Origin of the sequence: Haloarcula argentinensis DSM 12282 (assembly GCA_000336895.1) — an archaeon.
Lineage (GTDB): Archaea > Halobacteriota > Halobacteria > Halobacteriales > Haloarculaceae > Haloarcula > Haloarcula argentinensis.
On record AOLX01000023.1, the window covers coordinates 53214 to 75025 of the forward strand.

Consider the following 21812-nt stretch of genomic DNA (forward strand, 5'->3'; position numbering starts at 1 on the left):
CGGCCGCCGGGCGTGGCCAGTGAAGGGGCCACAGGCCATAGAGCCGGGTATGGACGCGACAGAGGCCATCGAGGCGTACTACGCGGCGCTCCGAGCCGGCGAGCCGCTCGGCCCCTTTTTCGCCGATGACGCAGACCGCTCGGTGGTCAAGTTCGGCATCTCTGAACAGCTGCTCGGGACCGACGCTGTCAGGACCGGACTGCGGGAACAGACCGAGATGACGGCCGACTGGACTGTCGAGAGCCATGCACTCCGGGTGACAGAACCCGAGGGCTACGCGTGGTTCAGCGACGACGTGACACTGTGCTGGACCAGCGTAGCGGACGATATCCGCTACGAGTACGACACGCGCTGGAGCGGGACGCTGGTGGCTACAGACGGTGCCAACGAGTGGCAGTTCGTCGGGATGCACGTCAGCACCGCCGACGAGCTAGCTGAGTAGGCGGCCGCTAATCGCCGCCGAGGGTGGCGAAGACGAACTCGCTGTCGCTCCCCAGCGGGTCCGTCGCAGTAACTGTCTCCGTCTCGGTGAAGCCGGCGTCTGCCAGCTGGTCAAGCGTCGCCCGCCGACCCGGCGCTGAGAAGAACATCGACCCGCCCATCCAGCCGCGACGCACGGTCTCGAACTGGCCGCTCGGCAGCGTCATCAACACGGTGCCGCCCGGCCGGAGCACACGGGCGAACTCCCGGTAGACGGCCGGGTGCTGGTCCCGCGAGACGTGAAAGACGGCGTGATAGGCCGTGATCGCGTCCACGCTGTCGGTCGCGATCGGGAGTGTCGTCATATCACCCTGCACGAGCCGACTGTCCGGCACCGTCTCGGTGGCGAGGCTCAGGCCCACACGGGAGAAGTCCAGGCCGACGCTGTTCGGCGGAAGGTTCGCAAGCGTCCGCGCGCCGTCGCCACAGCCCACGTCGAGCACTGTCGGCGCTTCGGGGAGCCGTTCGAGCAAGTCATCGAGCAGGGCTGCGTCCGACCCGGTCGGGTCGCGCCGCTCGGCGTAGGTTTCGGAGACGCTGTCCCACGCACGGCGCACCTCGTTGCGGTCCATGTCTACACTATGTGTGCGAGCCGGATAGGCGTTCAGCTACCTCTCTACAGCCACCTCCCTATTTCGACTGCAACGCGGTATTCCGATGGTGTTCACTGATTCATTGACCAACTGGTATGCAATCTAGGTGAACTTTTATTACTTATCCGGGGGAGGGACGAATCGATGTTTGAAGAAAGATCACAGCCCAAATCTAAACCGAGCCGCAGACAGTTCCTCGGTGGGGTCGGTTCGCTGCTGGCCGCGTCGGCGTTCTCGGTTTCCGTCTCCGACGACGCTGCCGCACAGGTGACAGACGGCGACGACTCGGCCACACAGACCGTCTCGCCACCCAACGCGGCAGTAACACTCACTGTCGATGTCAGCGACGGTGTGGCAACATACGAGATTGCACACGACGGGACGACCCTCATCGAGGAGTCAGAACTGGGCTTCGAATTCCAGAATCAGGACACGTTCCGCTCGGGTCTGGCAGTCACCGGGAGCGAGCGAACCGAGGTCGATACCACTTGGACGCCGGTCTGGGACCGCTACGACGAGATTGAGGAGCGGTACACGGAACTCCGGCTGGGGGTTGTGGAATCGACCGGGGCAGAGCGGTTCGGGACGCTCGTCTTCCGGGTGTTCGACGACGGCGTCGGCTTCCGGTTCGTCTTCGGGGAGCCGTTCGGCGACCAGTTCGTACTCACGTCTGAGCGGACCGAGTACAACTTCGCCGGGGACCACACCTCGTGGTGGATTCCCAACGACTACAACAACTTCGAGGTGGAATACGAGGAGACGTCGCTGAGCGAGGTCGCCGGCAAACTGGACGGCACCGGCTTTGATGGCATCCACACGCCGATGACGATGCGGACCGACGACGGCCGCTACCTTGCCGTCCACGAGGCTGACCTCACGGACTACGCCTCGCTCGCGCTCACGCCATCGGACGCCGGCGACACGACCTTCGAGTCGACGCTCGCACCGCTACCCGACGGGACGAAGGTATCAGCCTCGGCCCCGCACGTTACCCCGTGGCGAACGGTACAGATCGGGACCAGCGCCGGCGACCTCGTCGAGTCGAACCTCGTCGTCAATCTCAACGAGGACTACGACGAGGCGGTGTTCACGCAGGGCGTCGACTGGATCGAGCCCCAGAAGTTCATTGGCGTCTGGTGGCTGATGATTACCGGTCGAGCGCAGTGGGAGTATCAAGGTCCACAGACCGGCAACCACGGCGCACAGACCGGGCGCGCCACGCAGTACATGGACTTCGCCAGCGAGCACGACATCCCCGGCGTCCTCGTCGAGGGCTGGAACGAGGGCTGGTCGAGCTATCCGGGCGATGGCAGCAGTTTCGATTTCTCCACACCGTATCCGGACTTCGATCTGGCGGCAGTGACCGACTACGGCGCGAGCCTCGACCCGCCGACCCAGATGACGATGCACAACGAGACGGCCGGGGACTTCCGGAACTACGAATCACAGCTCGACGAGGCATTTTCGTTGTACGACGAGCTGGGTATTCGAACAATCAAGAACGGCTACGTCTCCGACAGCGGTGACCTTGCGGGCGAGAGTTATAGCCACCACAACCAGATACTGGTCAACCACCACACGCTGGTCGCCGAGACGGCGGCGGCCAATCGACAGATGCTCGATATACACGAGCCGATTCATCCGACCGGCCGCCGGCGAACCTACCCGAACCTGATGACCCGCGAGGGCGTCAAGGGCCAGGAGTACGACGCCTTCGGCGACGTGAGCCCCGAACACCACGTCACGTTCCCTTTCACGCGGATGCTGGGCGGGCCGGTGGAGTACACGCCGGGCATCTTCGACATGGACTCTGGGTCGGGCGGCATCGAGACCACCCGTGCCAAGCAACTGGCGATGTACCCGACGTACTTCAGCGGCCTCCAGATGGCCGCCGACCTGCCCAGTTCCTATCTGGCCGACCAGCCGTCGACGACCGCTGTCGGCGAGGTCGCGCAGGCCGAATGGGGGGACCTCGACGGGTTCTCGACGGCCGCCCGCTGGGCCAACGCCCAGGGCGAGCAGTACGTCGCCATCGACCCCAACAGCGCCGCGCCCGGCGCGACCGTCTCCTGGACCGTCGAGGACGCCAGCGAGGGAGAGTACGACCTCCACTTCCGGTACGCCAGCGACGCCGAGGAGAACGCCGTCGGTCCGGATACTGACCGCACCGCAACGGTGCTGGTCGACGGCAGCGAGGCCGGCCAGCTAACGTTCCCGCCCACCGAGTACTGGGACATCTGGGAGAGCGTCTCGACGACCGTCTCGCTGTCCGGCGACGAGGACGAAATCGCCCTCTCGCTGACCAGCGAGGACACCGGCGGTTTCAATCTCGATTCGATGGCGGTCACCGAGTCCGGCGAATCGATGCCCGAACCCGAGACCGCTCCTATCCGCGGCGAGACCGTCGACGCGTTCCAGTTCATCGAGGACGTGCCGGCCGCCGGCTGGGACGACACGCGCGTCCTCGACGCCGAAATCGGCGATTATATGATCACCGCACGGCAGAAAGACGAGGAGTGGTATCTCGGCGCGATGACCGACGAGGGCGGCCGCGCCGTCGACGTGCCCCTGGAGTTCCTCTCACCCACCTCGGACAGCGACGGGCAGGGGCCGGGGAACGACAACGGAAAGAAGAACGGAACGAACGGGGCCAGCGGCAACGAGAAGAGTAACGATACCGGCTCCAACGGCCCGAAGTACGTCGCCGAAATCTACTCGGACGGCATCGACGCGGCCTACGACGAGAACCTGACCGAGGTTCGCGTTGACGAGGCCGTCGTCACACCGGGGACGACCCTGCTCGCGTCGATGGTCGGCAGCGGCGGGACGGCTGTCCGCTTCCGGCGCGCAACAGGTCAGGAGATCAACGACCTGCCGGAGTACGAGCGGCCCGAGCAGGACTTCGACGTCACCATCGGCGACGAGGTGTTCATCCAGGAGCCGTTCATCCGGGCCACCGGGCGCAACGACGGGGCGTTCATCGGCGGGACTACGGTGACGCTCCGCGTCGACGGTGAGGCCGTCGGGACGGAGAACGTCCGCTTCCCGCCCAACGCCAGCGACGCCACCTACGACTTCGACTACAGCATCGACGCAGCCGGCGACTACGACGTGTCAGTCGCGCTCCCGGACGGCACGACGCTCGCCAGCGGAACGGTGACGGTCAAGCCGCCGGCGACGGTGGCCGAACTCGCTGACCCGTCCGGCGACGACACCGGTCCCGGCGGGTACACGTATCCGACCAGCGGTGACTTCGAGGACGGCGCGTTCGACTTGGAGTCGCTGACTATCGAGCAGACGCCGAGCCTCCACCGCTTTACTTTCGAGGTGGCAACCCTCTACAACGCCTTCGGTAGTAGCCGCGGCTTCTCGCCGCAGTGGTTCGTCCTCTGGCTGCGCGACCCGACCGCCGACAGCGGGTCGACGAGTAGCCTCGACGACCTCGGCACGAACGTCGACTTCGAGGACCCATGGCAGTACCGCATCGAAATCAGCGGCTTCTCGAAGAGCGCGGTCGACGCCAGCGGCGCGGCGCTGACCGACGCCGACGGGGACGCGGTCTCACTCGGCGAGGCCGTCGACGTGGACGCTGGGACAGTCACGCTCTCTCTCAATAGGGAAGCCGTCGGTGGCACTGACGCGGAGGATTTGGAAGTCGTCGCGATGGTGCAGTCCGAGGACCGCGGGTCGCTACGGCCCGTCGCCGAAGAAGCCGAGGGCTACGTCTTCGGCGGTGCCAAGCCGGACGCAGTCGAGAATGCTCCGCGAATCATGGACCTGACGACGCCCGAGGGCGTCAGCCAGTCCGACGCGCTAGCCTACAGCGCCGATTCGCGGGCGACGCTGCCGTTCGTCTCGCTCGGTTACCCCTCGGCGAGCGCGTCAATCGCCGCGTCGAGCGTGAACTGCCCCTCGTAGAGTGCGCTGCCGACGACGACGGCGGCGGCCCCTGCTGACCGGAGCGCAAGTACGTCATCGATGGTCGCGACGCCGCCGCTGGCGATGACGGGGATGTCGACGCTATCGACCAGCCGGCGGACCGGCTCGGTCCGAACCCCTTCGAGTTGCCCCTCCACGTCCACGTCGGTAAACAGGATGCCGCCGGCCCCGAGGTCGGCGTACCGCTCGGCGGCGTCGGCGGGGTCCAGACCGGTCCCTTCGGTCCAGCCCGACACCACGACCTCGCCCTCCTTTGCGTCGAGGCTCACGAGGACACTGCCGGGGTGCTCCTCGCTGATCTCGCGGACGATCTCCGGCGTCTCGACGGCGGCGGTCCCGAGGATAACACGGTCAAGCCCGCGGTCAAGCAGCGAGATGGCGTCCTCGGCGGTCCGGATGCCGCCGCCGAGTTGCACGTCCACGTCGGCTCCCACCGCGTCGAGGACGGCGTCGATGGCCGCCGCGTTCTGTCGCTCGCCCTCGAACGCGCCGTCGAGGTCAATGAGATGGAGCGTCCGTGCGCCGGCGTCCACCCACCGCTGTGCGGCCTCGACTGGGTCGCCGTAGGTTTTCTCCGTGCCGCGTTCGCCGCCGACCAGCTGGACCACCTGTCCGTCCTGCATGTCGACCGCGGGAACGACCTCGAACTCGGGATACATGGCCGGAGGTCCGGCGGCAGCCGTCGAAAGCGTGTCGGTCCGATACGTACAGGCGGCTGTCTGACCCAGTGTACCCCCATGCTTTTACGCTGTGATAGGAAAGGTCAGCTATGGTTATGGCAACAGCTGTCCTCACACCGCTCGCCCGTCGGCTCGAAGCAATCATGTTTGGGCGGTACGAGCGCGAATACCAACTTTTCGAACAGGCCGTGCTGGTCGTCGCTGTCGGGCTGGCGCTGGCCTGGGGACTGGCCGCGTTCGGTGTTTTGCCGCTCGGTGCTGGCACGGAGTCACTGCTTGCGACCGCTGCGAGCATCGCCATTTCGGCGTTCGTCGTTGTTGGCTTGCTGCAGTTCCTCGTCCTCGCGAACGTTCTCGAGCGGACAAACGAGGATGTCGCTACCAAAGCCGCTGAACTCGAAGAGGCAGCCGAGCAACTAGAGACGACTGCCGAGGAGCTAGAGACGACCGCCGACGAGGTTGAAAACGCCGCTGAAACGGTTGACGAGGCTGCAGAGGACGTCGAGCAGACGGCGGACGAAGTCGAGCAGACGGCCGACGAGGTGGAACAGACCGCGGGCGAGGTGGAAGAAACCGTCGACGAAGTCGAACAGACAGCCGAGGAGGTCGAGCAGACGGCCGACGAAGTCGAACAGACTGCGACCGAGACCGGCGACGAAGACGCCGCCGAGAAGGTCACCGAGGTCAAGGACAAGACGACCGAAGTCAAGGACAAGACAACGGAAGTCAAAGACAAGACGACTGAGGTCAAGGACAAGGCGACGGAAGCGAAAGACAGGACGACCGAAGTGAAAGACAAGACCACGGAGGTCAAGGACAAGACCAGCGACGCGAAACAGACCGCCGAATCCGTCACTGACGAGGTCGAAGCGGCCAAGGAAACGGCGAGCGAGGTCGAGGAGACCGCGGCGGAGGTCGAAGAGACGATGCCGGCCGACGACGAGCACCTCGCTGACGAGGCCAGCGAGGCCGACACCGACGACGAGGGCTCGGACGCGCCATCGCCGTAGCGGCAGCCGTGGCAGATCACCCGTTCGGTACGTTTTAACGCAGTGGGGGACTGGCATCTGTATGGTCGAAGTTCTCTTTGCACTCGGTGTTCTGGTGGCCATCTTCGTCGGATTCAATATCGGGGGATCTTCGACGGGTGTCGCGTTCGGGCCCGCAGTTGGGTCAGATACGCTTTCGAAACTGTCCGCGGCGGCCCTGATGACTATCTTTGCCTTGGCTGGCGGACTCATCGTCGGGCCGGAAGTCGTCGAAAGCCTCGGCAGCGACCTCGTCGAGACTGCCTTCTCGCCGCTCATCAGCATCGTCGTGCTGTTTTTCATCGGCGTCGCGCTGTTTCTCTCGAACGTGGTCGGTGTTCCGGCGTCGACCTCGATGACGGCCGTCGGCGCAATCGCCGGTCTCGGACTCGCTCGTGGGACGCTAAACGCCGCCCTGATGCTCGAAATCGTCTCGTGGTGGCTCGTCTCCCCGATCATCGCCTTCTGGGTCAGCGGCGTCATCGGCCGGTACTTCTACCCGCGTCTCGTCGAGTGGTTCGCTGTCTCCCAGAGCGAGGGGTCGCTGCTGGATTTCGACCGCTCGGGCGCGATACCCCGCCCCGCTCTCGGTGAGAACACGACACAGCGGGAGTTCGTCGGAACCGTCGTCGTCATCGGTATCGGCTGTTACATGGCCTTTTCTGCGGGCGCGTCGAACGTCGCCAACGCCGTCGCCCCCCTCGTCGGGAACGGCTCGCTGGAGATGTACCCGGCTATCCTGCTCGGCGGCGGTGCTATCGGCCTCGGTGCGTTCACCATCGCCCGCCGGACAATGGACACGGTCGGCAACGACCTGACCGACCTCCCGCTGGTCGCCGCAATCGTCGTCGCGACAGTCGCCTCCACCATCGTCACCTTCCTCTCCGCGCTGGGTATCCCGGCTAGTTTCGTCATCATCGCCACGATGAGCATCGTCGGGCTTGGCTGGGGCCGTGCAACGCGAACGACGAGCCTCTCCGACACTGTGCAAGGTGAGGCACCCGTCGCGTCTGTCGGCGCGCTGACCACTGACGCGGAAGCCGCGGATGCGCCGACTGTTGGCGGAAAAAAAGGGACACCGAAGCCGGCCGAGACCGAACCCATCGGCGAGGAATCGCGGGAGGATATCCCGTCGGCGTCGGATCTGTTCGAACCCGGGACCACTGCCAGAGTGATCTTCCTCCAGAACGTCGTCCCCTCGATTGCGACGCTCGCGGCCTATCTGGTGTTCAAGTTCCTGCCGATCGCCTGAGCAATAATCGGCCCCGAACAACTGCCGTCAGTTCTCGATGAATCCCCGCGTTGTCCCTCATTATTTTGCACGGCCTAAAACCGAAGGGCAAAGTCTAACAGTGCGGGGTTCGAACCAATCAGGTGATGCCCACGGTAGAGTACCTTAACTACGAAGTAGTGGACGATAACGGCTGGGACATGTACGACGACGACGTCTTCGCAGAGGCGTCAGATATGGACCTCGACGGCGAGGACTACGGGTCCCTCGAGGTGAACGAAGGCGAGTACATCCTAGAAGCCGCCGAGGCGCAGGGCTACGACTGGCCCTTCTCGTGTCGCGCCGGTGCCTGTGCGAACTGTGCTGCCATCGTTCTCGAAGGCGACATCGACATGGACATGCAGCAGATCCTCAGCGACGAGGAAGTCGAAGACAAGAACGTTCGGCTGACCTGTATCGGCAGCCCGGACGCCGACGAGGTCAAGATCGTCTACAACGCCAAGCACCTCGATTACCTGCAGAACCGCGTCATCTAACGCGGCTCCTGCAGCGCACTACACTTTCTTCTTCCAGTAGCGACTGCGTCCGACAGCCGTCGTACCGGAACCATTAGGGGAACCCCTGTACTGCGTATAGCCGTGCTCGGGTCGATACCGGACCTGCTTCGGCTGGTCGCCGTCCCGGTGTTCGGGTGGGCGGCCTACCGCGACGTGAAAACCCGCCGGGTGCCGAACCGGACCTGGACCCCGCTTGCCGTGCTGGCGGTCGTCCTCCTGCTGTGGGACGCCTACACCGTCTGGGCCGGCCCGATAGCGGTCGGCCAGCGGCTGTTCTTCATCAGGGTCGCGATCAGTCTCGGCTTCGTCATTCCGCTGTCGTACGGCTTCTGGCTCATCGGTGGCTTCGGCGGTGCTGACGCGAAGGCGTTCATGCTCGTCGCCGTCCTCTTTCCGGTGTATCCGGTGTACTACCTGCCGACTGTCGCCCTGCCCCTTCAGCAGACTGCTATCGGCGTCTTCTCGCTGACGGTGCTCTCGAACACCGTGCTTGCCGGCGTCGTCTACCCGCTGGCCGTCGCCGCCGGGAACCTCGCCCGGGGACGGTTTTCGCTGGCGATGTTCATCGGACGGCCCGTCGCCGCCGCCAACGTCACCGAGGAGTACGGCCGGCTGCTCGAATCGCCCGACGGGTTCGACCGCGGCGGCCTCGATCTCGACGCGCTCCGGATGTACCTCCAGTGGCGCGGCTGCTCGCTCGCCGATATTCGTGCCGACCCCGAGGGCCATCGGCTCCCGACCTCGCTGCCGCGGGTCCCGAACGACCCCGGCGACGGCTCGCTGGCGACCGACGGCGGCGACCCGGTGGCCGGCGACGGGACAAGCGGTCGTGGTGACGATGCCACGACGGAAGCAGTGACTGACGCCACCGACCAGATCGACGATCCGTGGGGTGCCGAGCGGTTCCTCGCGGATATCGACCACTCGGCATACGGCACGTCGCCGGCTCAGCTCCGGGACGGGCTGGACGTGCTTGCCGAACAGGACGAGGTGTGGATATCGCCGGGGATTCCGTTCCTCGTCCCGATGTTCGCCGGACTGGTCGTCTCGCTTACCTACGGCGACGTGCTGTTCTCGCTGTTGCAGGCGGTCGGGCTGGCCTGACTCCTGACAGCAGAAGACCTATTTTGCGGACACGCCTCGGCCCGAGTATGACCGATGTCGACCTCGCCTTCGACGAGCAGGAGTACATCCCGGCGGTCGCTCAGGACGCCGACTCCGGTGAGGTACTCATGCTCGCCTACGTCACCGAGGAAGCGCTTCGGAAGACCCGCGAGACGGGGGAAGCCCACTACTACTCGCGGAGCCGGGACGAACTCTGGCACAAGGGTGGGACGAGCGGCCATACACAGGCCGTCGAAGAAGTGCGGGTCGACTGTGACGGGGACGCGCTGCTGTACATCGTCGACCAGACCGGCGGCGCCTGCCACACCGGCTACGAGTCCTGCTTCCACCGGACTGTCGACGGCGAGACGGTCGGTGAGCAAGTGTTTGACCCCGACAACGTGTACTGATGGTGCGACCTGACACTGAGATCGAAAGCGGCGCGGGACCCCCCGACGCCGTGGAGCAACTCGAACAGGCCGCCGACGCGTACGCCCGGGCACAGGCACGCGTCGAGGAAATCGGCGCGAACGCACTTCGTGACTGTCGTGAGATCTACCGCGAACTGTGGAACCTGCTCGAAAGCTACGACGGCCGGGCGACCGGCGGTGGCGACTTCGAGGCGTTCATGGAGTTTCAGGGTCAGGTCGGAACGCTGACCGACGACCTCCCCGAGGAGTTGCCCGAACGGGAGACCTTCGAAGAAATCGACGATTTCCTCCAGCAACGGCGGCTCACCGAGGATGATTTCGAGCAGGCCCGCCAGATGCTCTCCCCCATCGGCGACCTCGTCGGGCGACTGGACGAACTCGACGACGCACGTGAGCAGTACAAGAAAGCCCGAATGGACGCCGGGCGTCGGCGCGACGAACTGCGCGACCGCATCGACGACCTCGAACGCCTCCAGCGGCTCGGCGACGCCGACCTCGACGCGCCGGTCGAGCGTCTTCGTGAGCCAATCGAGCGCTACAACGACGCCGTCACCGAGGCGTTCACCGAGTTCCGGCGCAACACGCCGGCCAGAGACGTTCTGGCCGTCATCGAACGGGCGGACGCGTACCCGCTCGTCGAGTTCCAGTCCCCGCCCTCGGAGCTGCTGACATACGTCCGCGGCCACGACGCCGGGACCGAGCCGATTCCGAAACTACTGGAGTACGCCGACTACTCCGCCTCGAAACTGGACCACTACGTCGACGACGCCGCAGCGCTCCGCAGCGCTGTCGCCACCCGACAGACGTACCTTCGGCGGCTCGACGCCGAGCCGGTGTGGATCGACTGGCCGCCGCCGGCGGCTGACGCCCTGCCGTGGTATTGCCGCGAGTACCGCTCGGTTGTCGCCCGCTTCGCCGACGAGTCGGTCGTCGCGGCACTCCGGGAAGTGCGTGGACTCGCGGAGCGAGACGACTACGAGCGACTGCGGGAGAGCGCCCTCGCTCGCTCGGAACTCACAGAAACAGAGCGCGAACGGCTCGCAAGCGGTGCTGTCGAGCAAGAACTGTCGGCTGCTCGTGAGGCCAGAGCAGCTATCGAGGACGCGCTGGACACTTATTCGTCGCTGTAGGTATTCGTCCGCTGGGTCGCTCGGCTGACCATCGTTTCGGCGAGTTCTTCGGCGCGGTCAAGTGTGCGCGCTTCTGCGTAGACGCGGACGACGGGCTCCGTCCCGGACGGTCGGGCAAGCACCCAGCCGTCGCCGTAGTCGAGGCGGTAGCCGTCAGTCGTGTCCAGGTTGGCCGTCGCGTCGTTGGCGTGCGATTCGATGCCTTCGAGCATCGCCTCGCGCTCTTCTTCGGTCTCGTATTCGAGGTTCCGTCGGACGTTGTAGTAGTCGTCGTAGTCCGCGGCGACTTCGCTTGCGGGCCGGTCAGCGACGAGTTCGAGGAACTTCGCGGCGGTGAACGCGCCGTCTCTGGCGATGCGGTAGTCGGGGAAGAGAATGCCGCCGTTGCCTTCTCCGGCAATCGCGACGTGGGTCCCCTCGTTTTGCAGTTTGCGGATGCGGCTGACGATGTACGTCGAGCCGATAGGAGTCAGTGAGAGGGTCGCGCCGGCGTCCTCGACCACGTCGACCAGGCGCTGGGAGGCGTTGACCGCCGAAACGACGCCGTCGCCGGACTCGATCTTCGCCGCCGCGAGCGCGGCCAGCGCGGCGTCGCCTTCGATGTGTGTGCCAGTCTCGTCGACGAACATCCCACGGTCGGCGTCGCCGTCGTGGGCGAATCCGAGGTCGGCGTCGGTCGCACGGACGAACGCCCGCAGGTCTTCGAGGTTTTCGGCGACGGGTTCGGGGTCGCGGCCGGGGAAGTGACCGTCGGGCTGGCTGTTGACGGTGTGGACTTCACAGCCGAGCTCGCGGAACAGGTCGGGGCTCGTGAGGGAGCCGGCACCGTGGCCGGAGTCGACGACGATCGTGAGGTCGGCGTCGGCAATGCGGTCGCGGTCGACGGCGGTAAGCACCTGTTCGCGGTATCGGCGGCGAGCGCTGTCGATGGCGGTGTCGGACCCGACAGTCTCCCAGTCCGCGTAGTTTGGAGTGTCCTCCCGGAGCGACTGTTCGACGTGGTCGAGCGTACTCCGTGTCAGTTCGACACCGTCCGCGCCAATGAGCTTCACACCATTGTACGCGGCCGGATTGTGACTCGCGGTAATCATCACGCCCGGAACTCCCTCGCGCTCGCAGTAGGCCTGCAACCCCGGTGTCGGCACGACGCCGAGCCGGTCGACATCGAACCCAACGGTCGTCAGGCCGCTGGTCGCGGCGTTGATGAACGTCCGCCCGGTCGTCCGCGTGTCCCGGGCGATTGCCACGCGGTCGTGGTCGTCACGCCAGACGTCCCCGGCGGCCTGTGCAACCCGAAGGACGTACCGCGGTGTCAGCTCGTCGCCCGCGACACCCCGGACGCCACTCGACCCGAACACTTGCATTCGAGCGAGTGTCTGATGCGGAGGGGCTTAGGAATGTCGCTGTCCGAATTCAACAATCATTAGCCCCGTGACCGTGCAGTAAGCGTAATGGCAAACGACGAACTCATCACGGCGCTGCGAGACGCTGACGCCGTCAAATTCGGAGAGTTCGAACTCTCCCACGGCGGCACATCGAACTACTACGTCGACAAGTACGTCTTCGAGACCAACCCCGACTGTCTGGACCTCATCGCCAGGGCCTTCGCCGAGCGCATCGCCGAGTGGGACACGGACGCCACGCTCGCCGGTGTCGCCCTCGGTGCAGTTCCGCTGGTCGCGGTCACCAGTGTTGAAACCGACATTCCATACGTCATCGCTCGCAAACAGGCCAAGGAGTACGGGACGGGCAACCGCATCGAAGGAGACCTGACCGACGGTGAGGAGGTCATCATCCTCGAAGACATCGCAACGACCGGCCAGAGCGCGGTCGACGCCGCCGAGGCGCTCCGCGAGGCCGGCGCTATCGTCAACCGCGTGCTCGTCGTCGTCGACCGCGAGGAAGGGGCCAGCGAGAACCTTGCCGACCACGACCTCGAACTGTCGTCGCTCGTGACCGCCTCTGACCTGCTCGCCGACGCGCCCGACGACATCGACGTGTAGCGCTGGCCGGAACGCTTTCGCCCCTGCACAGCCGGGACACACCACCGATGTGTTCTTGACGCTGGCTCGCTTATGAATGGGTGTAATGGCTAATCTCGAACTCTACGAGCTCGAAGGCTGTCCGTACTGTGCAAAGGTAATCAAGAAACTCGACGAGCTGGGCCTCGACTACGAATCCCACATGGTTCCGCGGTCCCACGGCGAGCGGACCGAAGTGAAGGAGGTTTCGGGCCAGACTGGCGTACCGGTACTCGTCGACAAGGACAACGGCGTCGACGGGATGCCCGAATCCGACGACATCGTCGAGTATCTCGAAGAGACGTACGGACAGTAGACCCGGCGCTTACGCTGTTTCTCGTTTTTACTTGGCAACGAAGACTGATAGCGCCCGCTCAGGCGACCTCTTCGCGGTCCTCGCCACGCTCCATAATCAGGTCCCGCAGATCGATGGCGTCCTCAATGTTCTCCATCTCCTCTTTCTCGATGAGCGCGGTTCCTTCGACAGACTCCCGCCGGAGTTCGTCGACGACGTACACCGACCGGGTCCGGGTCACCTCGCCGACTGAGGACATGATGCGGGCCCGTTTCTCGGCCGTCTCGGTGAACGCCGAGTGGCCGGCAAGGACCTGCCCGTGCTCGTCATCGCTCTCGTTGACGCTCTTGAACGGCGCGCGGTCCGTCGGGTGGACCTCGAAGCCGATACGGGTGAACACCGTCACAATCGGCTCGTCCTCCGGTGCGACATCGGGGTCGTCCGGTGTCGGCTCGTCGTCTCGGACCTCTTCGGCACCTTCGAGGACACTCACCGGCGAGGTCAGCGGCGCGTCGAACAGGTCTTCCAGTTCGGCGGCCACCTCGACGGAGGCGTCCATCCCGTCCTCGTATTTCGAGACTGTCCGCCGGGAGACGCCCAGTTCCTTCGCCAGGCGGCCCAGCGACCAGTCGCGGTCCTCGCGCACGTCGGCGAGAATCTCGGAGTCGATGTTGACGTAGAGTCCACCCGGGGCGGCGTAGATGAGCGGCGGCACCTCCTCGACGAACAGGTCCATCGCGGTGTCGGGCGACAGCACGGGGACGCCGTGCCGGAAGTAGACGACACCGGGTTTCAGCTCCTCGTCGCGCGTTCGGAGGCCGATCACGATCGGGGTGGCATTCAGATACGTGCCCAGTCGCCGCATCTCGCCTCCGGTCTGTGCATCGAAGGCGTCGATGTTGCCCAGTATCTTCAGGAGCAACACGTCCTCACCGCGACGGGCAGCGATGTCGAAACTCTTCGGACGGATCGCACAGCGGTCGCTGACGAGGAAGCCAGCGTCTTCGAGCATCGCCATGACGTTTTCCACCAGCGCCGACCGTGACATAGTACTCTGTACCTCTACTGAGTCTAGCCCGCTCACCCATTATATGTATTGCGCCGTCCGTTGACCTCTCAAGCCGAATCGAGGGCCCGTGACGAAAGGCGTTTGACCGCTTCGGGGCTACAGCGTAGCGTGACCGTCGTCGGCCTCGATGATACGGACTCGCGCGAACGGGGAATGTGTACGACCTACGCTGCCGCGACCCTCGCCGAGTCGATACGGAACGCTGGGGGGACTGTCGAGCGACTGCTCCTCGTCCGTCTGAACCCCGCCGTCGAACACAAGACTCGCGGGAACGCGGCGTTAGCGGTGCATACGGACCTCGACCCCGACAGAGCGCTTGGACTGGCCGAGGATGTGCTCGACATGGCTGAAACCGACGACCCACGGACCAACCCCGGCGCTATCGTCGCCGACTGCGACCCTGAAGATGTCCCGCCGCAGGTCGCAACGTTCGCCCGTGAAACAATCCGGTCCATACAGGACCCGATGGCCGCGACGACGCTAGCTGACGTGGTGGGGTTCGCTCGCTGCCAGCGGGGCAACGGCCGCGGACTCGTCGGCGCGCTCGCGGCGGTCGGAGCCTGGGCCGCGCTGTCGGACTGGACCTACGAACACATCGCCTACCGGGAGCAAGACCTGTGGGGCACTGAGCGGGCGGTCGACGGCGAGAGCGTCCGCGCCGCGGCTGAAGAGTACTATCCGGACGTGTGGGACACTGTCGACCGAGAGTCGGGGTATCCGGTCTGTGTGCCGCGGACGCCCTGTCCGATTCTCTACGGTATTCGCGGTGACGACCCCGACGCCTGTCGCGCCGTCGCGGATGCAATCAATAGTGAGCTCATCGCTTGCCGGGCGACGTTCGTGACGAACCAGGGGACCGACGTGCATCTACAGGACGCCGCTGTCGACGCAGTCACAGCCGACAGCGCTTACCGCGTCACCGGTGACGTGATCGAAACGCCGGAGACGCGGGCGGGGGGACACGTGTTTTTCACCCTCGAAGGCGACGGTGCGGCCCTCGACTGTGCGGCCTTCGAGCCGACGAAGGGCTTTCGCGACCGGGTCAGATCGCTTAGGGTCGGCGACCGAATCACCGCGTGTGGCGAAGTGAGCGACGGGACGCTCAAACTGGAGAAGTTCGCGGTTCGGGAACTCGTTCGGACGGAATCCGTCACACCGGACTGTCCGGGCTGTGGCCGGTCGATGAAATCCGCCGGCCGGAATCAGGGCTATCGGTGTCGGGACTGCGGGACCGGCGCTGACGGCAAGACCGAGCAGTCCATCGAGCGGGGACTGGAACGCGGCTGGTACGAAGTGCCGCCGGTCGCACGCCGCCACATCGCGAAGCCGCTGGTTCGCGGCGGGTTCGACGCGCCTACCCACCCATCTCGCTGAGACGGAGCGGTTCGAACCGGCTACCGGTGAGTAAGCACCACGAATATTCCGGTAATACGGGGATATACCTCGATTTAGACTACGGATAACAATATTGATATACCGTTATGTGCGGCCATGTGCACTGAGAGGTCGGATACCCAGCAGCGAAATACGGCAGACGGCGAAGTCGCCGAGAAGCTACTGACTATCGAACACGAACCGGCTGCGGGTGGCGGACAGCGGTCGATCCTGTATCCGCCCGGCAGCACGGGCTCCGAACTGGAAGCGAACTGGCTGGCCGTGTCGTCGGACCTGCTCGTCCCTCTCGACGACGTTCAGTAGTCCTTACGCCCGATAATCGACTGGTAACAATAATAACACCTGTCGTGAATCGGACCATGGACTCCGATACCCGGTCGACGAGCGAGGTGACGGCGGCGACTGACGCCGACGAGGGAACGCTGCCTGCCGTGGTACGCTCCCGTCCCGACGGCAGCGAGCGACTCATCTGCTACGCCCCGGATGTCGACACGGCAGACGTTGAGGATCAGTGGCTCTCCGTCGATGCCGAGTTTCCGGTTTCGACGCTGCTGATGCGTTAGTCGTTTCGTCCGGTCAACGCGACAACCACGTCGTCACCGTCCTGGAGTTCTCCCCGCTCTCTGAACTGAGTCAGCGCCGCTGTCGCCGTCGCACACGTCGGTTCCACGTGAAACCCCGCTGCACCGAGCCGATCACGTTCTCGCGCCGTTGCCGCCGCGGAGACAGCGACGGCGGCCCCATCAGTCTCGTCGATGGCGTGCCGTATTTGCCGGCCGCGCGGCGGGTCCCGGATGTGAATCCCGTCGGCGAGGTCGTTGGCGGCACCGTCGTCCGAACCACTCCCGTCCTCGTCGGCGATCGGACTGTACCCGACTGCCTGCGTCCCTAGTATGCGCGGGATAGTGTCTGTCCACCCGGCTTGCTCCAGTGCCCGGAATCCACGATAGAGACCGAGGAACAGCGTCCCGTGACCGAGCGGCGTAACGACGACGTCTGGGACGTTCCAGTCCCGCTGGGCGGCGATTTCGTAGGCGGCCGTCGCCGTCCCGGCGAAGAAGGCGGGGTTCCAGGCGTGGCTGGCGTACCAGCCCGAGCCGTTCTCCACGGCGGCGATACAGGCGTCGGTTACGGCCGCTCTGCTTCCCTCGACCGGGACCACGTCGGCTCCGGTCCGCTCGATTCGGCGAACCTTCGCTTCCTTCGCGCTCGCAGGGACGTATATCTCCGCGTCCAGACCCGCCCGTGCCGCGTAGGACGCGACTGCTAGCCCAGCGTTGCCTGAGGAGTCCTCAAGCACGCGGTCGGCCCCAACCTCAAGCGCTTCGGCGATGACCGTCGCCGCGCCGCGGTCCTTGAAACTTCCCGTCGGGTGGAGATACTCCAGTTTGAACGTGGCGTTCCACTCGGGCGCGTCGACTAGCGGCGTCCAGCCCTCGCCGAGGCTAACTCGTTCGTCCATCGGGAGGAATTCGGCGAAGTCCCAGACACCGCTGGTCCGTGAGAATTTCCCCGGGCGGCCGTCAGGCAGTGGCTGCGTGGCATAGTCGAGCGGTGCCCCGCAGGAACACCGCCAGGGTTCCTCACGCGGATACTCCCGGTCGCAGGCGCTACAGGTGCGCATAGAGGCACTGGGGCACCGATCGTTCAAAAACCGGCGGCATCTCCGGCCACAATCGTCGGTGTCTGTGGCCGCGGCGGAGCGCACAGAGCGGCGGCCGGGCGGCCGCTCCGTCGGCCGCCACGGGGAAAGGCAGGTCTGCAGGCGGGCGTACGCGGCGCTTTGCACCCCGTGCCACAGACCCGAGCGAAGCGACCGTGGTTTTGCCACGTTCACAGGAGCAGAGGTTCGCTGCGCGACCCCCCTGCAATAAAAAGTGGTTTCTAGTAGGTATCGATGTTCGTCCCGACCGAGCAAACGTACTCGCCGGTCGCGACCTGTGGGAGCCGGCGGGCACGCCAGAACACGCCGCTTGAGTCGGCAGTGATTTCGGCCTTCGGCTCGCCGAACACGTCGGTCACTTCGAACAGCGTCTCGCCGCGGGCGACGCGGTCACCGAGGTCGGGCTTGAGGTCGATAAGGCCACCGACAGGAGAGCCGTACTGTTCGAACCCGGTGGCGCGGGTCTGGGGGCGCGTATCGTGGTGGCCATCGAGGAAGCCGTAGTAGTGCAGTACGTTGAACACACCGTCGACGCCCCGCTGGATCGAGTCCTCGTCCCAGCCGACACAGCCGCCGAGTTCCGGGTCGATCGTCGGAACGCCCTCGTCGGGGGCGGCGCGGGCCAGCTGTCCGTCTGGGCCTTTCTGATCGAGGATGTAGCCACAGCCGAACACTTTCGCGAGTTCGAGACACTCCTCGTGGAGGCGATGGCGAGTGCCACACCGGACCCGAACCTCGTCGATCATCTGCGAGGTCGACCCCTGATGCAGGTCGAGCACGTAATCTGCGCTGATGGCGGCGTTAAACGTCGCTGCGGCGATACGCTCGCTCGATGTCCCCGTTTTGTCGCCCGGGTACGCCCGGTTCATCTTCGTGTCGTCGACCGGATTGCGGTGCTCGGCAACTTGGAACGCGTGGTAGTTGACGACGCCACAGACCAGAATCGTCCCGGACAGTTCCGTTGGATCGAGTTGCGGGAGTGTCCGCTGGATGACGCCGACGCCGTTCAGTTCGTCGCCGTCGCTGGCCGCCTGTATGTAGAGCGTCCGTCCGTCGTCGACACCGTTGACGACGGCGACCGGTAGCCCGAACGTCGACCCGTCACGGGTCTCACCGACCTCCAGCCGCCCCGTGTCTTTCTCACCGGGAGCGGCGGTCGCCGTACCGAAAGTAACCATTGTTCCCACGTTTGCCTTGGGAGCCTTTACTGGTTCGGATTTCGCCAACAGTTGCGCCGGACCGACGGCATCTTGGGGCCGCCGACCCTACCAGCCGGTGTGTCCCAGTCCGAGCCACAGAGCGGCAAAGCGGCGATGGTTACGGCACTGAACGTGCCACGCAATGCGAAAATCGGTTTTGTACTCGCTGGCCTGTTCACCGCGGGGCTGTTCGCTCTGTTCGTCCTGCCGGGAGCGCAGCGGCCGATCGGATTCTACGTGGCGCTTTCGTTCGTCCTTGTGACATCGCTTGGCGGGCTGCTGACAGCGCTGTTCACTGCTGTATCGGCCGTGCGACTCGCAAGGCGGTAACAGACCGCTACGTGTCCTTAGCCAGGTCGGTAAGCCGGTCGCCGCCGGTTCGAGTCCCTTTTGCGATAAGCACGTCGCCCGTCTGGATCTGCGTTTCCGGACCCGGTGAGACGACCCAGTTGCCCCCTTCGCGTCCGGTCCGCTCGCTTTCTCCAGCGCCGCGCCGAATCGCGATGATCCGCATACCCGTCGCCGTTTTGACTTCTGCGTCGCCGATGGTCGTCCCGGCGAGGTCGCTATCGGGGTACACCGTCGTTCGGACGATAATCTCGTCGGACTCCTGTACGGCCTCGGCGACGACCGGATGTGTCGATAGCCCCCGCAGAACGCCCTCGCTCATCTCCAGTGCGGCGTCGGAGATGACCTCCGTCGACCGGGCCAGATGGACGAGGCCCCGAAGGGAGACAGGATCGTCGATGTCGGCGGCGGCCCGGAGCGTCCAGGCCTCGAACCGTGACTGCAGCGCATCGACCTCGGCTTCGAGTTCGACGACTTCCTCGGCGACCTCCGTGCTGTCGAACAGGACCGCGCCGTAAGCTAGGTCGACAGCTAACTCACCCATGTCCTTCATCAGAACGATGGAGTCGACGGCCCGTTCGAGGTCGCGGACGCCACCTTCCCGGGGCTCCGGTGGTTCGTACACCTCGCCTGTCGCGTCCTGATACACCTCGGCGACACCGTCTTCCGGCCCCCGGAACAGCACCACGTCGCCCGCTTCGAGGCGCGTCTCCCGGTCGGGGTTGAGCAGCCAGTTCCCCTGCCGACGGATCGCCAGGGCCCGGACGCCCGTCTCGGTTTCGAGATTCAGGCTCCCCAACGTCTCATCGGCTAGCGGAGAGCCTGAACCGATCGTCGCCCGCACGAGCGTTTCGACGGCCTCGGGCAGGGCCGCCCGCATCGTATCCGGTAGGCCGATGTCCTCTAGCACTATTTTGGCGATGTCACCGGCTGCGTCGCTGATCTTCTCAGCGGCCCCGACCATCCCCAGGACCGGCGCGAGCGACTCCGCGTCCGCCGTCGACCGACAGGCCATCAGGAGGCTCATGCGTGCGCGTAACTGGAGCACGTCCATCTTCTCCTCTAATTCCAGCACCTCCGCAGCCACGTCGTCGCTACCCAGCAGAACGGCCGAGTACGAGAGGTCAATGAGCAACTCGGCGGTGTCTTTCATCTCGGCCAGCACCTGCTTGACGCTGACCGGTTCGTACTCGACCGTCCCTGTCGGGTCCATAGCCGCCGGTTCGATGGCCCCGAGCAAAAACGTTCCTCACCGTGTGGCGAGATAGCGCGGACCGCTAGCAGCCGTGACTGGCCGTTTGCATACCAGTGTGGGTGCTACGTTAGGATATAGACGCAAATAGACCGGTAATCAGCTGGACAGTCGTCCAATAACGGTTCCTGACATTGTGCCACACACGCTCAGAAAGAAAATGTTTTTCCCGGAAGGTAGGGAACTGATTGCGTATGTCCGACGACCTCAAGAAGGGACTCGAGGGTGTCATCGTCGCCGAGTCCGAACTCAGCGTTATCGACGGCGACGCTGGCAAACTCGTGTATCGGGGGTACACCATCGAGGACCTCGCGAAGGGTGCCAGCTACGAAGAGGTGCTGTACCTGCTCTGGCACGGCCACCTGCCGAACCGGGACGAACTCTCCGAGTTCAAGCAGGCGATGGTGGCGGCACGCGACGTGGACGACGACGTCATCTCGACCGTGCGACAGCTCGCCGAAGCGGACGAGAACCCGATGGCAGCGCTCCGGACTGCGGTGTCGATGCTTTCGGCGTTCGACCCTGCGCCCGAGGACGCCGAACCGACCGACGAGACGGTCAACCTCGAAACTGGGCGGCGGATCACGGCCAAGATCCCGACCATCATCGCGGCGTTCACTCGTATCCGCGACGGCAAGGAGCCCGTCGAACCCCGCAATGACCTCGACCACGCCGCGAATTTCCTGTATATGCTCAACGGCGAGGAACCGGACGACGTGCTCGCCGATGTGTTCGATCAGGCGCTCGTGCTCCACGCCGACCACGGCCTCAACGCCTCGACGTTCTCGGCTATCACGACGGCATCGACACTGTCGGACGTTCACAGCGCGGTTACCTCCGCTATTGGGACACTGAAGGGGCCGCTCCACGGCGGGGCCAATCAGGACGTTATGGAGATGCTAAAGGAGGTCGACGACGCCGAATCCGACCCGCTCGACTGGGTCAAGAACGCCCTCGACGAGGGTCGCCGCGTCTCCGGCTTCGGCCACCGCGTCTACAACGTCAAGGACCCGCGCGCGAAGATTCTCGGCGAGCGTTCGAAAGAACTCGGCGAGGCCGCCGGGACGCTCAAATGGTACGAGATGTCGACCACCATCGAGGACTACCTCATGGAAGAGAAGGGACTGGCCCCGAACGTCGACTTCTACTCGGCGTCGACCTACTACCAGATGGGCATCCCCATCGACATCTACACCCCCATCTTCGCGATGTCCCGCGTCGGCGGCTGGGTCGCCCACGTCTTCGAGTACATCGAGGACAACCGTCTGATCCGACCGCGCGCCCGCTACGTCGGCAAGAGCCCCGACGAGACGGAGTTCGTACCGCTGGACGAGCGATAGCTGCCTGACCGCTGTCAGTCGTCCGTAGCCCGTGACTACCATGGCCGTGAGCGGTTT

The 21812-nt window shown here is 65.0% G+C and carries 22 protein-coding genes; 15 read left to right on the forward strand and 7 right to left on the reverse strand.

The window, feature by feature from the left end:
- Window positions 1-49: 49 nt before the first annotated feature.
- Window positions 50-442 (forward strand): nuclear transport factor 2 family protein, encoded by a 393-nt coding sequence (locus C443_RS13330; RefSeq protein WP_005537008.1) that lies wholly within the window; start codon window positions 50-52, stop codon window positions 440-442.
- Window positions 443-449: 7 nt separating this feature from the next.
- On the opposite strand, the gene C443_RS13335 is transcribed toward C443_RS13330, so the two are convergent.
- Window positions 450-1052: a class I SAM-dependent methyltransferase gene (locus tag C443_RS13335; RefSeq protein ID WP_005537009.1), complete on the reverse strand. Its 603-nt coding sequence runs from the start codon at window positions 1050-1052 to the stop codon at window positions 450-452.
- Between the two features lie 165 nt (window positions 1053-1217).
- On the opposite strand from C443_RS13335, the gene C443_RS13340 reads away from it, so the two are divergent.
- Complete coding sequence (locus tag C443_RS13340; RefSeq protein ID WP_005537010.1) at window positions 1218-4991, forward strand: glycoside hydrolase family 97 catalytic domain-containing protein; 3774 nt, start codon at window positions 1218-1220, stop codon at window positions 4989-4991.
- Here the strand turns inward: C443_RS13340 and hisA are convergent.
- Window positions 4937-5671, reverse strand: coding sequence for a 1-(5-phosphoribosyl)-5-[(5-phosphoribosylamino)methylideneamino]imidazole-4-carboxamide isomerase (gene hisA, locus C443_RS13345; protein ID WP_005537011.1), 735 nt, complete (start codon window positions 5669-5671; stop codon window positions 4937-4939). The two genes, C443_RS13340 and hisA, sit on opposite strands and share 55 nt — an antisense overlap.
- 110 nt (window positions 5672-5781) lie before the next feature.
- On the opposite strand from hisA, the gene C443_RS13350 reads away from it, so the two are divergent.
- The 6 genes from C443_RS13350 to C443_RS13375 all read left to right on the forward strand — a co-directional run bounded on the left by C443_RS13350 (window position 5782) and on the right by C443_RS13375 (window position 11173).
- Window positions 5782-6702, forward strand: a complete 921-nt coding sequence (locus C443_RS13350; RefSeq protein WP_005537012.1) for a hypothetical protein — start codon at window positions 5782-5784, stop codon at window positions 6700-6702.
- A 61-nt stretch (window positions 6703-6763) separates the two neighbouring features.
- Window positions 6764-7972 carry an inorganic phosphate transporter gene (locus tag C443_RS13355; protein WP_005537013.1) on the forward strand — a complete coding sequence of 403 codons (1209 nt, stop codon included), beginning with the start codon at window positions 6764-6766 and terminating at the stop codon, window positions 7970-7972.
- 125 nt (window positions 7973-8097) lie between these two features.
- A complete protein-coding gene (fer1, locus tag C443_RS13360; protein WP_004590522.1) occupies window positions 8098-8487 on the forward strand; it encodes a ferredoxin Fer1 in 390 nt (129 codons plus the stop codon).
- Between the two features lie 102 nt (window positions 8488-8589).
- On the forward strand, window positions 8590-9612 hold the full coding sequence (locus C443_RS13365; RefSeq protein WP_005537017.1) for an A24 family peptidase: 1023 nt from the start codon (window positions 8590-8592) through the stop codon (window positions 9610-9612).
- Between the two features lie 47 nt (window positions 9613-9659).
- Window positions 9660-10022, forward strand: coding sequence for a phosphoribosyl-AMP cyclohydrolase (gene hisI, locus C443_RS13370; protein WP_005537018.1), 363 nt, complete (start codon window positions 9660-9662; stop codon window positions 10020-10022).
- A complete protein-coding gene (locus tag C443_RS13375; RefSeq protein ID WP_005537020.1) occupies window positions 10022-11173 on the forward strand; it encodes a DUF7118 family protein in 1152 nt (383 codons plus the stop codon). Before hisI ends, C443_RS13375 begins: the two co-directional genes overlap by 1 nt.
- Here C443_RS13375 and glmM read toward each other — a convergent pair.
- Window positions 11158-12537, reverse strand: a complete 1380-nt coding sequence (glmM, locus tag C443_RS13380; RefSeq protein WP_005537022.1) for a phosphoglucosamine mutase — start codon at window positions 12535-12537, stop codon at window positions 11158-11160. The genes C443_RS13375 and glmM overlap by 16 nt on opposite strands.
- Before the next feature lie 87 nt (window positions 12538-12624).
- Between glmM and pyrE the strand changes: the two genes are divergently transcribed.
- Together pyrE and C443_RS13390 are read left to right on the forward strand one after the other, a co-directional pair.
- Window positions 12625-13176 (forward strand): orotate phosphoribosyltransferase, encoded by a 552-nt coding sequence (pyrE, locus tag C443_RS13385; RefSeq protein WP_005537024.1) that lies wholly within the window; start codon window positions 12625-12627, stop codon window positions 13174-13176.
- An 85-nt stretch (window positions 13177-13261) separates the two neighbouring features.
- Complete coding sequence (locus C443_RS13390; protein WP_004590529.1) at window positions 13262-13510, forward strand: glutathione S-transferase N-terminal domain-containing protein; 249 nt, start codon at window positions 13262-13264, stop codon at window positions 13508-13510.
- 58 nt (window positions 13511-13568) lie between these two features.
- Here C443_RS13390 and C443_RS13395 read toward each other — a convergent pair whose 3' ends face one another.
- Entirely contained in the window at window positions 13569-14537 is a 969-nt protein-coding gene (locus C443_RS13395) for a transcriptional regulator (protein ID WP_005537026.1), read from the reverse strand.
- A 129-nt stretch (window positions 14538-14666) separates the two neighbouring features.
- Here C443_RS13395 and C443_RS13400 point away from each other — a divergent pair, with 129 nt between their 5' ends.
- From C443_RS13400 to C443_RS13410, 3 genes are all read left to right on the forward strand, one after another.
- Window positions 14667-15932, forward strand: a complete 1266-nt coding sequence (locus C443_RS13400; protein WP_005537027.1) for a tRNA(Ile)(2)-agmatinylcytidine synthase — start codon at window positions 14667-14669, stop codon at window positions 15930-15932.
- Between the two features lie 117 nt (window positions 15933-16049).
- A complete protein-coding gene (locus C443_RS13405) occupies window positions 16050-16256 on the forward strand; it encodes a hypothetical protein (protein ID WP_005537029.1) in 207 nt (68 codons plus the stop codon).
- Window positions 16257-16312: 56 nt separating this feature from the next.
- Window positions 16313-16516: a hypothetical protein gene (locus tag C443_RS13410; RefSeq protein WP_005537031.1), complete on the forward strand. Its 204-nt coding sequence runs from the start codon at window positions 16313-16315 to the stop codon at window positions 16514-16516.
- Here C443_RS13410 and C443_RS13415 read toward each other — a convergent pair.
- Window positions 16513-17577 carry a pyridoxal-phosphate dependent enzyme gene (locus C443_RS13415; protein ID WP_005537032.1) on the reverse strand — a complete coding sequence of 355 codons (1065 nt, stop codon included), beginning with the start codon at window positions 17575-17577 and terminating at the stop codon, window positions 16513-16515. The two genes, C443_RS13410 and C443_RS13415, sit on opposite strands and share 4 nt — an antisense overlap.
- Before the next feature lie 260 nt (window positions 17578-17837).
- Window positions 17838-18794 carry a succinylglutamate desuccinylase/aspartoacylase family protein gene (locus tag C443_RS13420; RefSeq protein WP_005537033.1) on the reverse strand — a complete coding sequence of 319 codons (957 nt, stop codon included), beginning with the start codon at window positions 18792-18794 and terminating at the stop codon, window positions 17838-17840.
- Window positions 18795-18893: 99 nt separating this feature from the next.
- Here C443_RS13420 and C443_RS13425 point away from each other — a divergent pair, with 99 nt between their 5' ends.
- On the forward strand, window positions 18894-19145 hold the full coding sequence (locus tag C443_RS13425; protein ID WP_229727288.1) for a DUF7536 family protein: 252 nt from the start codon (window positions 18894-18896) through the stop codon (window positions 19143-19145).
- A 7-nt stretch (window positions 19146-19152) separates the two neighbouring features.
- Here the strand turns inward: C443_RS13425 and C443_RS13430 are convergent, their stop codons facing one another.
- Complete coding sequence (locus C443_RS13430) at window positions 19153-20376, reverse strand: potassium channel family protein (RefSeq protein WP_049944058.1); 1224 nt, start codon at window positions 20374-20376, stop codon at window positions 19153-19155.
- A gap of 233 nt (window positions 20377-20609) precedes the next feature.
- Here C443_RS13430 and citZ point away from each other — a divergent pair, with 233 nt between their 5' ends.
- Window positions 20610-21755, forward strand: a complete 1146-nt coding sequence (gene citZ / locus C443_RS13435) for a citrate synthase (protein ID WP_005537036.1) — start codon at window positions 20610-20612, stop codon at window positions 21753-21755.
- The last annotated feature ends 57 nt before the right edge of the window (window positions 21756-21812 follow it).

Coding starts and splice junctions, on each gene's coding strand:
- C443_RS13330 (WP_005537008.1), top strand. CDS start 50: ATGGACGCGACAGAGGCCATCGAGGCGTACTACGCGGCGCTCCGAGCC.
- C443_RS13335 (WP_005537009.1), bottom strand. CDS start 1,052: ATGGACCGCAACGAGGTGCGCCGTGCGTGGGACAGCGTCTCCGAAACC.
- C443_RS13340 (WP_005537010.1), top strand. CDS start 1,218: ATGTTTGAAGAAAGATCACAGCCCAAATCTAAACCGAGCCGCAGACAG.
- hisA (WP_005537011.1), bottom strand. CDS start 5,671: ATGTATCCCGAGTTCGAGGTCGTTCCCGCGGTCGACATGCAGGACGGA.
- C443_RS13350 (WP_005537012.1), top strand. CDS start 5,782: ATGGTTATGGCAACAGCTGTCCTCACACCGCTCGCCCGTCGGCTCGAA.
- C443_RS13355 (WP_005537013.1), top strand. CDS start 6,764: ATGGTCGAAGTTCTCTTTGCACTCGGTGTTCTGGTGGCCATCTTCGTC.
- fer1 (WP_004590522.1), top strand. CDS start 8,098: ATGCCCACGGTAGAGTACCTTAACTACGAAGTAGTGGACGATAACGGC.
- hisI (WP_005537018.1), top strand. CDS start 9,660: ATGACCGATGTCGACCTCGCCTTCGACGAGCAGGAGTACATCCCGGCG.
- C443_RS13375 (WP_005537020.1), top strand. CDS start 10,022: ATGGTGCGACCTGACACTGAGATCGAAAGCGGCGCGGGACCCCCCGAC.
- glmM (WP_005537022.1), bottom strand. CDS start 12,537: ATGCAAGTGTTCGGGTCGAGTGGCGTCCGGGGTGTCGCGGGCGACGAG.
- pyrE (WP_005537024.1), top strand. CDS start 12,625: ATGGCAAACGACGAACTCATCACGGCGCTGCGAGACGCTGACGCCGTC.
- C443_RS13390 (WP_004590529.1), top strand. CDS start 13,262: ATGGCTAATCTCGAACTCTACGAGCTCGAAGGCTGTCCGTACTGTGCA.
- C443_RS13395 (WP_005537026.1), bottom strand. CDS start 14,537: ATGTCACGGTCGGCGCTGGTGGAAAACGTCATGGCGATGCTCGAAGAC.
- C443_RS13405 (WP_005537029.1), top strand. CDS start 16,050: ATGTGCACTGAGAGGTCGGATACCCAGCAGCGAAATACGGCAGACGGC.
- C443_RS13410 (WP_005537031.1), top strand. CDS start 16,313: ATGGACTCCGATACCCGGTCGACGAGCGAGGTGACGGCGGCGACTGAC.
- C443_RS13415 (WP_005537032.1), bottom strand. CDS start 17,577: ATGCGCACCTGTAGCGCCTGCGACCGGGAGTATCCGCGTGAGGAACCC.
- C443_RS13420 (WP_005537033.1), bottom strand. CDS start 18,794: ATGGTTACTTTCGGTACGGCGACCGCCGCTCCCGGTGAGAAAGACACG.
- C443_RS13430 (WP_049944058.1), bottom strand. CDS start 20,376: ATGGACCCGACAGGGACGGTCGAGTACGAACCGGTCAGCGTCAAGCAG.
- citZ (WP_005537036.1), top strand. CDS start 20,610: ATGTCCGACGACCTCAAGAAGGGACTCGAGGGTGTCATCGTCGCCGAG.